General features: G+C 70.3%; 11 protein-coding genes and 1 pseudogene. 6 read left to right on the forward strand and 6 right to left on the reverse strand.

The features are described from left to right. Positions 1-54: 54 nt before the first annotated feature. Positions 55-2,325, reverse strand: a complete 2,271-nt coding sequence (locus ACO1BR_RS04075; RefSeq protein ID WP_426793625.1) for a (Fe-S)-binding protein — start codon at positions 2,323-2,325, stop codon at positions 55-57. A 333-nt stretch (positions 2,326-2,658) separates the two neighbouring features. Between ACO1BR_RS04075 and dnaK the strand changes: the two genes are divergently transcribed. Genes dnaK through ACO1BR_RS04095 form a run of 4 tightly spaced genes read left to right on the forward strand, consistent with a single transcriptional unit; the run spans position 2,659 to position 6,873 of the window. Further along, positions 2,659-4,515 (forward strand): molecular chaperone DnaK, encoded by a 1,857-nt coding sequence (dnaK, locus tag ACO1BR_RS04080; protein WP_426793626.1) that lies wholly within the window; start codon positions 2,659-2,661, stop codon positions 4,513-4,515. After that, a complete protein-coding gene (gene grpE / locus ACO1BR_RS04085) occupies positions 4,512-5,198 on the forward strand; it encodes a nucleotide exchange factor GrpE (protein ID WP_426793627.1) in 687 nt (228 codons plus the stop codon). The genes dnaK and grpE overlap by 4 nt, the downstream gene beginning before the upstream one ends. 45 nt (positions 5,199-5,243) lie before the next feature. Beyond that, complete coding sequence (gene dnaJ / locus ACO1BR_RS04090) at positions 5,244-6,416, forward strand: molecular chaperone DnaJ (RefSeq protein ID WP_426793628.1); 1,173 nt, start codon at positions 5,244-5,246, stop codon at positions 6,414-6,416. Between the two features lies 1 nt (position 6,417). Further along, on the forward strand, positions 6,418-6,873 hold the full coding sequence (locus tag ACO1BR_RS04095; protein WP_043265068.1) for a heat shock protein transcriptional repressor HspR: 456 nt from the start codon (positions 6,418-6,420) through the stop codon (positions 6,871-6,873). A gap of 72 nt (positions 6,874-6,945) precedes the next feature. On the opposite strand, the gene ACO1BR_RS04100 is transcribed toward ACO1BR_RS04095, so the two are convergent. From ACO1BR_RS04100 to ACO1BR_RS04110, 3 genes are all read right to left on the reverse strand, one after another. Beyond that, complete coding sequence (locus tag ACO1BR_RS04100; protein WP_426793629.1) at positions 6,946-7,350, reverse strand: hypothetical protein; 405 nt, start codon at positions 7,348-7,350, stop codon at positions 6,946-6,948. A 486-nt stretch (positions 7,351-7,836) separates the two neighbouring features. Next, a complete protein-coding gene (locus ACO1BR_RS04105; RefSeq protein WP_426793630.1) occupies positions 7,837-8,241 on the reverse strand; it encodes a pyridoxamine 5'-phosphate oxidase family protein in 405 nt (134 codons plus the stop codon). Between the two features lie 29 nt (positions 8,242-8,270). After that, entirely contained in the window at positions 8,271-8,735 is a 465-nt protein-coding gene (locus ACO1BR_RS04110; protein ID WP_426793631.1) for a Uma2 family endonuclease, read from the reverse strand. 311 nt (positions 8,736-9,046) lie between these two features. On the opposite strand from ACO1BR_RS04110, the gene clpB reads away from it, so the two are divergent. Both clpB and ACO1BR_RS04120 read left to right on the forward strand, forming a co-directional pair. Continuing rightward, a complete protein-coding gene (gene clpB, locus ACO1BR_RS04115) occupies positions 9,047-11,701 on the forward strand; it encodes an ATP-dependent chaperone ClpB (RefSeq protein WP_426793632.1) in 2,655 nt (884 codons plus the stop codon). Positions 11,702-11,821: 120 nt separating this feature from the next. Further along, entirely contained in the window at positions 11,822-12,352 is a 531-nt protein-coding gene (locus ACO1BR_RS04120) for a YbjN domain-containing protein (RefSeq protein WP_426793633.1), read from the forward strand. A 123-nt stretch (positions 12,353-12,475) separates the two neighbouring features. Here the strand turns inward: ACO1BR_RS04120 and ACO1BR_RS04125 are convergent, their stop codons facing one another. Next, positions 12,476-13,726 carry a hypothetical protein gene (locus tag ACO1BR_RS04125; RefSeq protein ID WP_426793634.1) on the reverse strand — a complete coding sequence of 417 codons (1,251 nt, stop codon included), beginning with the start codon at positions 13,724-13,726 and terminating at the stop codon, positions 12,476-12,478. Between the two features lie 178 nt (positions 13,727-13,904). After that, positions 13,905-14,330, reverse strand: a pseudogene (locus ACO1BR_RS04130) (aminotransferase class I/II-fold pyridoxal phosphate-dependent enzyme); the annotation flags it as partial. Between the last annotated feature and the right edge of the window lie 8 nt (positions 14,331-14,338).

The raw sequence follows: 14,338 nt of genomic DNA on the forward strand, positions 1-14,338 counted from the left end.
GGTGGCCGGCCCCGCGGGGTGCGGGGCCGGCCACCGTGCGCTGCGTCCGAGGTGCTACTTCACCGGCTCGGGCTCCGGCGCGTCCGCCGACTCGGCGTCGTCCGACGGCGGGTCGATCGGGGTCCTGACGGAGTCCAGCAGCAGCTGGGCCACGTCGACGACCTGGATGGACTCCTTGGCCTTCCCGTCGTTCTTCTTGCCGTTGACCGAGTCGGTCAGCATGACCAGGCAGAACGGGCAGGCGGTGGAGACGATGTCGGGGTTGAGAGAGAGGGCCTCGTCGACGCGCTCGTTGTTGATGCGCTTGCCGATTCGCTCCTCCATCCACATCCGGGCGCCGCCGGCGCCGCAGCAGAAGCCGCGCTCCTTGTGGCGGTGCATCTCCTCGTTGCGCAGTCCCGGCACCTTGGCGATGATCTCGCGCGGCGGTGTGTAGACCTTGTTGTGACGGCCCAGGTAGCACGGGTCGTGGTACGTGATCAGGCCCTCGACCGGCGTGACGGGGATCAGCTTGCCCTCGTCGATCAGGTGCTGGAGCAGCTGGGTGTGGTGGATGACCTCGAACTCGCCGCCCAGCTGCGGGTATTCGTTGGCGATGGTGTTGAAGCAGTGCGGGCAGGTCGCGACGATCTTCTTCGACGCCTTGGGCTTCTTCGTCGACTCGTCCTCGCTGTCCTCGCCGAAGGCCATGTTCAGCGCCTCGACGTTCTGCTGGCCCAGCTGCTGGAAGAGGAACTCGTTGCCCAGGCGGCGGGCGGAGTCACCGGTGCACGCCTCGTCGCCACCCATGATCGCGAACTTCACGCCCGCGATGTGCAGCAGCTCGGCGAACGCCTTGGTGGTCTTCTTGGCGCGGTCCTCCAGGGCGCCGGCGCAGCCGACCCAGTAGAGGTAGTCGACCTCGGTGAGGTCCTCGACGTCCTTGCCGACGACCGGGACCTCGAAGTCGACCTCCTTGGTCCACGCGAGGCGCTGCTTCTTGGCCAGGCCCCAGGGGTTGCCCTTCTTCTCCAGGTTCTTGAGCATCGTGCCCGCCTCGGACGGGAACGAGGACTCGATCATGACCTGGTAGCGGCGCATGTCGACGATGTGGTCGACGTGCTCGATGTCGACCGGGCACTGCTCGACGCAGGCGCCGCAGGTGGTGCAGGACCACAGGACGTCCGGGTCGATGACGCCGTTCTCTTCGAGGGTGCCGATCAGCGGGCGCTCGGCCTCCGCGAGGGCGGCGGCCGGCACGTCCTTGAGCTGCTCCTCGGTCGCCTTCTCGTTGCCCTCGGCGTCCTTGCCGCCGCCGGCGAGCAGGTACGGCGCCTTGGCGTGCGCGTGGTCGCGCAGCGACATGATCAGCAGCTTCGGCGAGAGCGGCTTGCCGGTGTTCCAGGCGGGGCACTGCGACTGGCACCGGCCGCACTCGGTGCAGGTGGCGAAGTCCAGCAGGCCCTTCCAGGAGAAGTGCTCGATCTGGGAGACGCCGAACTGGTCGTCCTCGCCCGGGTCCTCGAAGTCGATCGGCTTGCCGCCCGACGTCATCGGCTGGAGCGCGCCGAGCGCCGTCCCGCCGTCCGCCTCGCGCTTGAACCAGATGTTGGGGAAGGCCAGGAAGCGGTGCCAGGCCACGCCCATGTCGGTCTTGAGGGCGACCGTGATCATCCAGATGAAGGACGTCGCGATCTTGATGCCGGCGAAGAGGTACGTCAGGTTCTGCAGCGTGCCGACGCTCAGCCCCTTCAGCGCCGCGACCACCGGGTACGTGACGAAGTACGCCGCCTCGTAGTGGTCGACGCCGTGCTGGGCGCCCTCCAGGGCGTGCAGCATCACGATGCAGATGCCGACGATGAGGATGACGCCCTCGACGAAGTACGCCTGGCCGATGTTGGAGCCCGCGAAGCGGGACTTGCGGCCCGCCCCGCCCGGCCTGTTCAGCTGCCGGATGACGATCAGGACGACGATGCCCACGGTCGTCAGCGTGCCCATGCCCTCGACCCAGAGCTCCCAGGGCAGCCAGTTGCCGAGGAACGGCAGCAGCCAGTCGGCCTTGAAGAGCTGGCCGATGGCGTTGACGATCGTCAGCAGCAGGGTGAGGAAGCCGACCGCCACGAACCAGTGCGCCACGCCGACGACGCCCCAGCGGTTCATCCGGGTGTGGCCGACGAACTCCTTGGCGACCGTGACCGTGCGCTGCACGGGCTCGTCGGTGCGGGTACCGGCGGGGACGGACTGGCCGAGCCGCAGCTGGCGGTAGATCTGCAGGATGGCACGGCCGAACAGCGCTACGCCGACCGCGATTAGGACCAGCGACACGATGATCGCGGCGAGTTGCATTGGGGGCTCCTCGAACCTGCGAGAGCGGGCGAAATCAGAAGGATCTGTGGGATCTGCGCGACCAGATCAGCCGGATCCGAGCGGAACTACTAAGCAGTAACTTTTTGGGTCTGCGGCTGAGGTTACCCAGTATTCCGGGCCTCATGAAGCCGCCCGGCCGGTGATCTGTGTCGCGCGGGCAACCCTCCGTCGGGGGTCCGCGTCTTGAGTGGCGGCCCGGTGAGGATAAGGGCCATATAAAAGTTGAGTGGGCTCGACTCAGCTCTGTTGACAGGTTTGCACCTGTGCTGCACTCTTGAGCCTGTTCCACTCAAGTCAGCTGGAGGAATCGAAATGGCACGTGCGGTCGGCATCGACCTGGGCACGACGAACTCCGTCGTCAGTGTTCTCGAAGGCGGTGAGCCCACCGTCATCACCAACGCCGAGGGCGCCAGGACCACGCCGTCCGTCGTCGCCTTCGCCAAGAACGGCGAGGTGCTGGTCGGCGAGGTCGCGAAGCGCCAGGCGGTCACCAACGTCGACAGGACCATCCGGTCGGTCAAGCGCCACATGGGCACCGACTGGAAGATCAACATCGACGGCAAGGACTTCAACCCGCAGCAGATGAGCGCCTTCATCCTGCAGAAGCTCAAGCGGGATGCCGAGGCGTACCTGGGCGAGAAGGTTGTGGACGCGGTCATCACCGTCCCCGCCTACTTCAACGACTCCGAGCGCCAGGCCACCAAGGAGGCCGGCGAGATCGCGGGTCTCAACGTCCTGCGGATCGTCAACGAGCCGACCGCCGCCGCCCTGGCCTACGGCCTGGAGAAGGATGACCAGACCATTCTGGTCTTCGACCTCGGTGGCGGCACCTTCGACGTCTCGCTGCTGGAGATCGGCGACGGCGTCGTCGAGGTGAAGGCCACCAACGGCGACAACCACCTCGGTGGTGACGACTGGGACCAGCGCGTCGTCGACTACCTGGTCAAGCAGTTCGCCAACGGCCACGGCGTCGACCTCTCCAAGGACAAGATGGCGCTCCAGCGCCTGCGCGAGGCCGCGGAGAAGGCGAAGATCGAGCTGTCGTCGTCCACCGAGACGACGATCAACCTGCCCTACATCACCGCCTCCGCCGAGGGCCCGCTCCACCTGGACGAGAAGCTCACCCGCTCCCAGTTCCAGCAGCTGACCGCGGACCTGCTCGACCGCTGCAAGACCCCGTTCCACAACGTCATCAAGGACGCCGGTATCGCGCTGTCCGACATCGACCACGTGGTCCTGGTCGGCGGCTCGACCCGTATGCCGGCCGTCGCCGAGCTGGTCAAGGAGCTGACCGGCGGCAAGGACGCCAACAAGGGCGTCAACCCGGACGAGGTCGTCGCCATCGGCGCCACGCTCCAGGCCGGTGTCCTCAAGGGCGAGGTCAAGGACGTCCTCCTGCTGGACGTCACCCCGCTGTCCCTCGGCATCGAGACCAAGGGCGGCATCATGACCAAGCTCATCGAGCGCAACACGACCATCCCGACCAAGCGGTCGGAGATCTTCACCACGGCCGAGGACAACCAGCCGTCCGTGCAGATCCAGGTCTACCAGGGCGAGCGCGAGATCGCGGCGTACAACAAGAAGCTCGGGATGTTCGAGCTGACCGGTCTGCCGCCGGCCCCGCGCGGTGTCCCGCAGATCGAGGTCTCCTTCGACATCGACGCCAACGGCATCATGCACGTCACGGCCAAGGACCTAGGCACCGGCAAGGAGCAGAAGATGACCGTCACCGGCGGCTCCTCGCTGCCGAAGGACGAGGTCGACCGGATGCGCGAGGAGGCCGAGCGCTACGCGGACGAGGACCACAAGCGCCGCGAGGCCGCCGAGACCCGCAACCAGGGCGAGCAGCTGGTCTACCAGACCGAGAAGTTCCTCAAGGACAACGAGGACAAGGTCCCCGCTGAGGTGAAGACCGAGGTCGAGACCGCCGTCGGCGAGCTGAAGGAGAAGCTCAAGGGCGAGGACACGGCCGAGATCCGCACCGCCACCGAGAAGGTCGCGGCCGTCTCGCAGAAGCTGGGTCAGGCCATGTACGCCGACGCCCAGGCCGCGCAGGGTGCGGCCGGTGCCGAGGGCGCCCAGGCCGGCCAGCAGGCCAAGGCCGAGGAGCACATCGTGGACGCCGAGATCGTCGACGACGAGAAGCCCAAGAAGGACGGTGCGGCGTGACGGAGGAGACCCCGGGCTTCGACGAGAAGCCCGACGTCCCCTCCGACGCCGCCCCCGAAGACGCGGCGCAGGCCGAGTCCGCCGACAAGGCGGGCTCGGCCCCGGCCGGGGACGTACAGGACGTGGCGCTCCAGGCGCAGCTGGACCAGGTGCGTTCGGCGCTCAACGAGCGCACGGCGGACCTCCAGCGGCTCCAGGCGGAGTACCAGAACTACCGCCGCCGGGTGGAGCGGGACCGGGTCACGGTCAAGGAGATCGCCGCGGCGAATCTGCTGTCCGAGCTCCTTCCGGTGCTCGACGACGTCGGCCGGGCCCGTGAGCACGGCGAACTGGTCGGCGGCTTCAAGTCGGTCGCCGAATCACTGGAGACCGTGGCCTCCAAGCTCGGTCTGCAGCAGTTCGGCAAGGAGGGCGAGCCCTTCGACCCGACGATCCACGAAGCGCTGATGCATTCGTATGCGCCGGACGTGACGGAGACGACATGCGTCGCCATCCTGCAGCCCGGGTATCGCATCGGTGAGCGGACGATCCGCCCCGCGCGGGTCGCCGTCGCCGAACCGCAGCCGGGTGCGCAGAGCGCCAAGTCCGCCTCCGACGAGGACGCCAAGAGCCCCAAGGGTGCCAAGGGCGCCAAGGGTGCCAAGGCTTCGGACGAGGAGAGCGGTGGCCCGGACGAGGGCTGACGTAAGGGCGGCAGAGAGAACCGCGCGGAAGGAGGGACGTCGGGGATGAGCACCAAGGACTTCGTCGAGAAGGACTACTACAAGGTCCTCGGCGTCCCGAAGGACGCCACCGAAGCGGAGATCAAGAAGGCGTACCGCAAGCTGGCCCGCGAGTTCCACCCGGACGCCAACAAGGGCGACGCCAAGGCCGAGGAGCGCTTCAAGGAGATCTCCGAGGCCAACGACATCCTGGGCGACGCCAAGCGCCGCAAGGAGTACGACGAGGCCCGGGCGCTGTTCGGCAACGGCGGCTTTAGGCCCGGCCCCGGAGGCGGCGGCAGCTTCAACTTCGACCTGGGCGACCTCTTCGGGGGCTCGCACGGTCAGGGTGGCAGCGCCGGCGGCTTCGGCGGCGGGCTCGGCGACGTCTTCGGCGGCCTGTTCAACCGCGGCGGCACCGGTACGCGCACGCAGCCGCGCCGCGGCCAGGACATCGAGTCCGAGGTGACGCTCAGCTTCACCGAGGCGGTCGACGGGGCCACGGTCCCGCTGCGGATGTCCAGCCAGGCGCCCTGCAAGGCGTGTTCGGGCACCGGCGACAAAAACGGTACGCCTCGGGTCTGCCCGAACTGCGTCGGCACCGGTCAGGTCAGCCGGGGTGCGGGCGGCGGCTTCTCGCTCACCGACCCGTGCGCCGACTGCAAGGGCCGCGGCCTGATCGCCCAGGACCCCTGCGACGTCTGCAAGGGCAGCGGGCGGGCGACCAGTGCCCGCACGATGCAGGTCCGCATCCCCGCGGGCGTCTCGGACGGGCAGCGCATCCGGCTGCGCGGCAAGGGCGCTCCCGGTGAACAGGGCGGCCCGGCCGGCGATCTGTACGTGGTCGTCCATGTCGACGCTCACCCGGTCTTCGGCCGCAAGGACGACAACCTCACCGTCACGGTGCCGGTCACCTTCCCGGAGGCCGCGCTCGGTGGCGAGATCAAGGTGCCGACACTGGGCGGACCGCCGGTGAAGCTCAAGCTGCCGGCCGGCACTCCCAACGGACGCACGATGCGGGCCCGCGGCAAGGGCGCGGCCCGTAAGGACGGCACCCGCGGTGATCTGCTGGTCACCATAGAGGTGATCGTTCCCAGGGATCTCAGCGACAAGGCAAGGGAGTCGCTGGAGACCTATCGCGAGGCGACCGCGGGCCCGGACCCGCGGGCAGAGCTGTTCAAGGCCGCGAAGGGAGCTTGAGATGGACAGCCGGGGCGGGCAGCGTCGTAACCCGTATGAACTGACCGATGAATCGCCGGTGTACGTCATCTCCGTCGCGGCTCAGCTCTCCGGCCTGCATCCGCAGACCCTGCGGCAGTACGACCGCCTGGGCCTGGTCTCCCCCGACCGTACCGCCGGCCGGGGCCGCCGGTACTCCGCCCGCGACATCGAACTGCTGCGCACCGTCCAGCAGTTGTCGCAGGAGGAGGGCATCAACCTCGCCGGCATCAAGCGCATCATCGAGCTGGAGAACCAGGTCGCGGCCCTCCAGCAGCGGGTCGCCGAGCTCCAGGGCGCCCTGGAGGGCGCGGCCAGCGCGATGCGGCAGCGGGAGGCGGCGGTGCACGCCTCGTACCGCCGCGATCTGGTGCCGTATCAGGACGTGCAGCAGACCAGTGCGCTGGTGGTGTGGCGGCCCAAGCGGTCGTCGGAGTAGCGCGCGGAGCGCCACCGCCACTCGTCCGTGCGCGCAAGGGCCGGGGAGACCACCCCGGCCCTTCGCGTGTCGTCAGCAGCCGTTGTATCCCGCGGTCGGCATCGAAAGCCGCCGGTGCACATGGGACTTCATCGCGAGCGTGTAGACCGGCTCGTCCAGATCGGCGGTCTCCAGGCGGACGCCCGCCGCCGCGCACCGCCGGCCGAACTCGTCGGCCCCGTCGATGGCGTACTCCAGCGCCCGGCGGTTGGGCGTCACGAACACATCGACCCGGCCCTCTTCGACGTCGCTCCACAGTGCGTTGTGGTCGACGCGCAGCTGGTGCAGGCTGAGCTGGCAGGTCAGGTGGTAATCACGGGCTGCCGCCCACTGTTTGCACATGTCGTGCTGGCTGCGGTCGTCGACCAGGAACGGATCCTCGTCCAGCTCGGACAGCGGCATCAGGCAGGCGATCGCCGTCACTCGGACCGAGTTCATCGTGCCCTCCGGGGCGTGGCGACTGTGGGGGCGACGATACTCCCGCCGACGGCCCGCGGTGGAGGGGCTGCACCGGGTGGCGAGGCGTATCCGCAGGCATGGCAGATCTTCCAGCCGTCCTGGTTCACGGCGAGCTGGCCGCCGCACCGGGGGCAGTTCTCGGCGTACGGCCGGGGCGGGACGGGGCGCGGACGGCGTGGAACGGTCGTCGCGATACGTGATGCCGACGCCATGCGGCCTCCAGCTGCCGTCTTTGTGCCCGGGACAGGTCCGATGCCGCTCGCCGTTGTGCGGAGGTGTTCGTTCCTGCCGTTCCTGAGTACCAGGAAGGCGCCCGATGGCGGATCCGGAGGGTTCGTTTTCGGCCAGGTCCGGACCAGTGCGCGGACACGGCGCCGCCCGGCGCGCGTACGGGTCCGGAACGGGGCTCGTGGAACGCGTGGGACTCGTCGAAGGGGCTCGTGAAAGGGACTGGGCCGCGGGCTCTCAGGCCCGTCCGAGGGCCTTGGTCACCGAGATCTCGATCATGACGCGATCGGGGTTGGGCTCCGGGGTCCGGCCGTACCGCTCGGCGTACCGGCGCACCGCGTCGGCCACCGACTCGGCGTCCGTACGCACCCGGGCGGTGCCCTCCAGCGTCGCCCAGCGACCGCGGTCCACCTGGCACACCGCCACGGTGGCCCCGTCCGCTCCGGCGGCCAGGACGTTCTTGACCTTGGTGCTGTCCTTGCGGGTGATGATCCGCGCGATCCGCTGCCCGGCGTCGTAGGTGACACCGACCGGCACGACATGCGGTGTGCCGTCCGTACGCAGGGTCGTCAGCGTGGGCATGAAGTACTCGCCCCAGAAGGCGAGGTACTCGGGGGCGAGGGCGCTCAGGTCGTGGGCCATGGGGGCCAGGGTAGTTGGGGGCCGGAGGGTCAGAGGAAGTCGGCCGTCTCCAGGTCGAAGGAGAAGGGGGCGGGGAGGGGGAGGGGCTTGCCGAAGGGGGTAGTGACGTGCGATTCGAAATCGCCGTCGGAGGGCTCGTGGAAGAGCATGGCGGTGGCTCGGTCGCGGTCTATCAGCAGATAGAGAGGCGTGCCTCCGAGGGCATAGCTGCGGCGCTTGGCGGTTCGGTCGAGTTCCGGCCGGTCGCCCGTCACCTCGATGACCATCTTCAGCTCCGCGCCGGGTCTCCACCACGGCGGGGTGCCCCGGAACTCCCGGGTTCCGACGATCGTCAAGTCGGGGATCACGTGGTTGTCGGGATGCGAGCCGGACGACGGCAGGATCAGCCCCTTGTGCGCGGATAGGTCGAAATCTGGGCGGTTCCGCAACAGCTGCTCCGTGAAGCTGCTGAGGCAGTGTTCGTGGTTCCCGGCCGGTGCCGTCGTCACCACCATCTCGCCCTCGATGAGCTGAGCCCGTACGCACTTGGGTGCTGCCGCGTCCAGCTCGTGGAAGATCTCCAGCAGGATCGCGGACTGGGCGTCGGTCTCGCGGGGGGGGGCTTGGCGGTCATGCCTCCCAGACTGCCGGGCGACTGCGCGCCCCGGTGGCGGTGTCCGGTCGGTTCACCCGTGGGTGGGAAAGGAACCTTGAGTGGAATAGACTCAACTTATCGCACGTTGGCCAAAGCAGGGCTAGCCCCCGCGGCGGGATCGGTACGCAGAAGCGCGCGCAGCGCACAGGGCACGAGGAGGATCACGAGGACGTGGACGCCGAGCTGACCAACAAGAGCCGGGAGGCGCTGAGCGCCGCCAATGAGCGGGCGATCGCCGCCGGGCATGCGGACATGACGTCCGCGCATCTGCTGCTCGCGCTGCTGGCGGGGCGGCCCGATGACAACGCCAACATCATGGACCTGCTGGCGGCCGTCGAGGCGGACGCCGTCGCGCTGCGCTCCGGGGCCGAGCGCCAGCTCGCCGGGCTGCCCAGCGTGCAGGGCTCGACCGTGGCCCCGCCGCAGCCGGACCGCGAGCTGCTCGCCGTCATCGCGGACGCCGCCCAGCGGGCCAAGGACCTGGGCGACGCGTACATCTCGACCGAGCACCTCCTCATCGGCATCGCCGCCAAGGGCGGGCGCACCGGCGAACTGCTGGAGCAGCAGGGCGCCACGGCCAAGAAGCTGCTGGCCGCCTTCGAGGCGAGCCGCGGCGGCCGGCGGGTGACCACCCCGGACCCGGAGGGCACGTACAAGGCGCTGGAGAAGTTCGGCACGGACCTCACCGCGGCGGCCCGCGAGGGCAAGCTCGACCCGGTCATCGGCCGGGACCACGAGATCCGGCGGGTGGTGCAGGTGCTGTCCCGCCGTACGAAGAACAACCCGGTCCTCATCGGCGAGCCGGGTGTCGGCAAGACCGCCGTCGTCGAGGGGCTGGCCCAGCGCATCGTCAAGGGCGACGTCCCCGAGTCGCTGCGCGACAAGCGGCTGGTCGCGCTCGACCTGGGCGCGATGGTCGCCGGCGCGAAGTACCGCGGTGAGTTCGAGGAGCGGCTCAAGACCGTCCTGGCCGAGATCAAGGACAGCGACGGCCAGATCATCACCTTCATCGACGAGCTGCACACGGTCGTGGGCGCGGGCGCCGGCGGCGACTCGTCCATGGACGCGGGCAACATGCTCAAGCCGATGCTGGCCCGCGGCGAGCTGCGGATGGTCGGCGCCACCACCCTCGACGAGTACCGCGAGCGCATCGAGAAGGACCCGGCGCTGGAGCGGCGCTTCCAGCAGGTGCTGGTCGCCGAGCCGACCGTCGAGGACACGGTGGCGATCCTGCGCGGGCTCAAGGGCCGCTACGAGGCCCACCACAAGGTGCAGATCGCGGACTCGGCGCTGGTCGCCGCGGCCACCCTCTCGGACCGCTACATCACCTCCCGGTTCCTCCCCGACAAGGCCATCGACCTGGTCGACGAGGCCGCCTCCCGGCTGCGGATGGAGATCGACTCGTCCCCCGTCGAGATCGATGAGCTCCAGCGTGCCGTCGACCGCCTCAAGATGGAGGAGCTGGCGCTCCGCAACGAGACCGACGCCGGCTCCGTGCAGCGGCTGGAGCGGCTGCGCAAGGACCTTGCCAACAAGGAGGAGGACCTGCGCGGTCTGACCGCCCGCTGGGAGAAGGAGAAGCAGAGCCTCAACCGCGTCGGCGAGCTGAAGGAGCGGCTCGACGAACTGCGCGGCCAGGCCGAACGCGCCCAGCGCGACGGCGACTTCGACACCGCCTCCAAGCTGCTGTACGGGGAGATCCCGTCCCTGGAGCGGGAGTTGGAGGAGGCCGCGCGGGCGGAGGCCGAGCAGGAGGCCGCCAAGGGCGCCGGGACCCGGGAGCCGATGGTCAAGGAGGAGGTCGGCCCGGACGACATCGCGGACGTGGTCGGCTCCTGGACCGGCATCCCGGCCGGGCGCCTCCTGGAGGGCGAGACCCGGAAGCTGCTGCGGATGGAGGAGGAGCTGGGCAAGCGGCTGATCGGCCAGGGCGAGGCGGTGCGCGCGGTCTCCGACGCGGTGCGCCGCACCCGCGCCGGTATCGCCGACCCGGACCGGCCCACCGGCTCGTTCCTCTTCCTCGGCCCGACCGGTGTCGGCAAGACCGAGCTGGCCAAGGCGCTGGCGGACTTCCTCTTCGACGACGAGCGGGCGATGGTCCGGATCGACATGTCGGAGTACGGCGAGAAGCACAGCGTGGCCCGGCTGGTCGGCGCACCGCCCGGCTACGTCGGCTACGAGGAGGGCGGCCAGCTGACGGAGGCGGTCCGCCGCCGCCCGTACAGCGTGGTGCTGCTCGACGAGGTCGAGAAGGCCCACCACGAGGTCTTCGACATCCTGCTCCAGGTGCTCGACGACGGCCGCCTCACGGACGGCCAGGGCCGCACCGTCGACTTCCGCAACACCATCCTCATCCTCACCTCCAACCTCGGCTCCGCCTTCCTGATGGACCCGCTCCTGAAGGAGGAGCAGAAGAAGGAGAAGGTGCTGGAGGCGGTCCGCGCCTCCTTCCGCCCCGAATTCCTCAACCGCCTCGACGACCTGGTCGTCTTCCACCCCCTCGGCACCGACCAGCTCCAGCGGATCGCCCAGCTCCAGCTGAGCCACCTCCAGCACCGGCTGAGCGAGCGCCGCCTCACCCTGGACGTCAGCGACCGGGCGCTGGCCTGGCTCGCCTGGCTCGGCCGGGAGCCGGTCGCAGACGCCCCGGCGCCGGACCTCTCGTACGGTGCCCGGCCGCTGCGCCGCCTGGTCCAGACGGCCATCGGCGACCAGCTGGCGCGCGCCATCCTGGCGGGCGAGGTGCTCGACGGGGACACCGTCCGGGTGGACGTGGACGGGGACGGCGAGGGCCTGACGGTGGCGGCCGCTCGACCGGCCGGCTGACCGTCCTGCGGCGCCGCGCCCTCCGGCCACCCCGGATGCGCGGCGTCTGCCGGTCCGGGGTTGCCAGGACGGGGCGCATATGGGGGAGGATGGCAGAGACCATACGAAGGGAATTCCACGGTGAGCATCGACCCGTCCTCGATTCCGAATTTCGGGGGCCAGCCCGAACCGCAGCCGTCGGGGCCTGATGGTCCCGTCGTGCCCGACCAGGACCTGGTCAAGCAGCTCCTCGACCAGATGGAGCTGAAGTACGTAGTCGACGAGGAGGGTGACCTCGCCGCCCCGTGGGAGCAGTTCCGCACGTACTTCATGTTCCGGGGCGAGGAGGAGCAGCAGATCTTCTCCGTCCGGACGTTCTACGACCGTGCCCACGGCATCGACGAGAAGTCGAAGCTGCTGGAGGCGATCGACGACTGGAACCGCCGGACGCTGTGGCCCAAGGCGTACACCCACACCCATGACGACGGCACGGTCCGTCTGATCGGTGAGGCATCGATGCTGGTCGGCACCGGTGTTTCGCTCGAACACTTCGTGTCGAGCACGGTCAGCTGGGTCCGCGCCTCGATCGAATTCGACAAGTGGATCGTCGAGCAGCTCGGTCTGGAGGCCGAGATCGAAGGCGACGAGAAGCCGGGGGACGACGAGGGCTGAGCCCCGTCCGACCCGCACCCCGGCTGCGCGGGCCCCGGGAGCCGACCGTTGTCGGTTCCCGGGGCCCGCGTACGTCTGTGACGCCGTTACAGGCGCGCCCCGGGAGCTGCCGCTGCCACGACGTCACAGCGGCAGCGACGCGATCGCCAGCAGATAGACCCCGTACCCGAGCGAGAGCGCGGCCAGCGCGCCGGCGACCGGGACGGCGGTGCGGATCCGGGCCCGCGCCAGCGCCCGCGCCGCCGGCAGCAGCAGCGGAAAGGCCGGCAGCAGGAAGCGCGGCTTCGACGGGAAGTAGCCGGTGCCGCCGAGCGCGATGGCGACCAGGACCGTGGTGTAGACGAGCAGCGCGACCGGCGGCCGGTCCAGCACCAGCAGCGCGTACAGCAGCAGTGCCACGGCGATCACCGCGACCGCGATGAAGTGCACCGGCGGGGCGCCGGAGAGCACCAGGTGCCTGATCTCCTGCAGTGTGTCGCGCCCGAAGTCGAAACGGGAGCCCCACAGCTCCTGTACGTCGAAGTACCCCAGCGGCCCGCCGCCGGTCCGCGCGCCGACCCACAGCACGTATCCCAGCCAGCCCGCCGGCGCGACCAGCACGGCCGCCACCGGCCGCAGCCCCGGCCCCCGGCCGCCCCCCTCCCCGGCTCCGCCGCTCCCCCGCCGCCACACCTCCGCGGCCGCCCCGGCGCCCACCGCCGCCACGACGGCCAGTGCGCTGGGCCGGGTCAGCCCCGCCGTCGCCGCCAGCACCCCGGCCCACAGGAAGCGCCGGGTGAGCAGCGCGTACAGCGACCAGGCGGACAGCGCGGTCAGCAGCGACTCGGTGTACGCCAGCGACTCGATGACGGCCTGCGGCAGCAGCGCCCACAGGACGACGAGCAGGGTTCCAGTACGCCGCCCGTGGAGCCGCTCCCCGACCGCGTAGATCCCCCAGGCGGCCACCCCGGCCGCCGTCCAGGAGATCAGCAGGGCGGCGTTCACCGCCCCGACCGGGACGGCCGCCGTCCCCACCGCCCGCACCAGCCACGGGTACAGCGGGAAGAACGCCAGGTCCGCGACGGGCAGATCGGGCCACATCCCGGCCGGCGCCGGCGCCCCGTAGCCGTGCAGCGCGATGCTCAGATACCACCTGGAGTCCCAGGACGCGCCCAGCAGCGTCCGCGGATGCCGTCCGGTGTGCCAGGCCCACACCGCGGTGCACAGCATCCCGGCGGCCCGGATCCCGGCGAACAGGACGAGCGCGGTCCGCGCCCGCCGCAGCCCCGCCCGCACCCGCTCCCGTACGGGCCCCGGACGCCCCTCCGGGTCCGCCGCCCGCGGCGTCCCCGGTGGCTCGGCGGTCTCCGGTGTCTCGGCGGTCTCGGCGGACACGGAACACCTCCGGTTCGGGGGCGCGCCTCCGCGCCGGAGGCAGGACAGGGCACCGGACCGCCAGGGCCTGTCCGACGGGTCGGGGCCGGGTCCGCACCCAGACTCCCCGCGCCCCGCCCCCGCCCGCGACCGCAGCCGCCCGAACGGGTGGCGGCCCCCTCCTCGGAGGCCCGCGGTCTCAGAGCCGCTTCAGCCGCCCCACCGCCTCCTCCAAGGTCGCGGTGCTCTTGCAGAAGGCGAAGCGCACGAACGGGGCGCCCTGGTCCTGGTGGTCGTAGAAGACGGCGTTCGGGATGGCGACCACGCCGGCGCGTTCGGGCAGGGTGCGGCAGAAGGCGAAGCCGTCCTGCTCGCCCAGCGGGCGGATGTCGGTGGTGATGAAGTACGTGCCGGCCGGCCGGAAGACCCGGAAGCCGGCGTCGGTGAGGCCGCCGGCGAGGATGTCGCGCTTGGCGCGGAGGTCGTCGCGCAGGGCGGTGAAGTAGCCGTCGGGCAGGGCGAGGGCCTCGGCGACGGCGTACTGGAAGGGGCCGGCCGAGACGTAGGTGAGGAACTGCTTGGCGGAGCGGACGGCCGCGGTCAGCTCGGGGGACGCGGTGACCCAGGTCAACC

This window comes from Streptomyces sp. YGL11-2, from assembly GCF_050054615.1.
Taxonomy (GTDB): domain Bacteria; phylum Actinomycetota; class Actinomycetes; order Streptomycetales; family Streptomycetaceae; genus Streptomyces.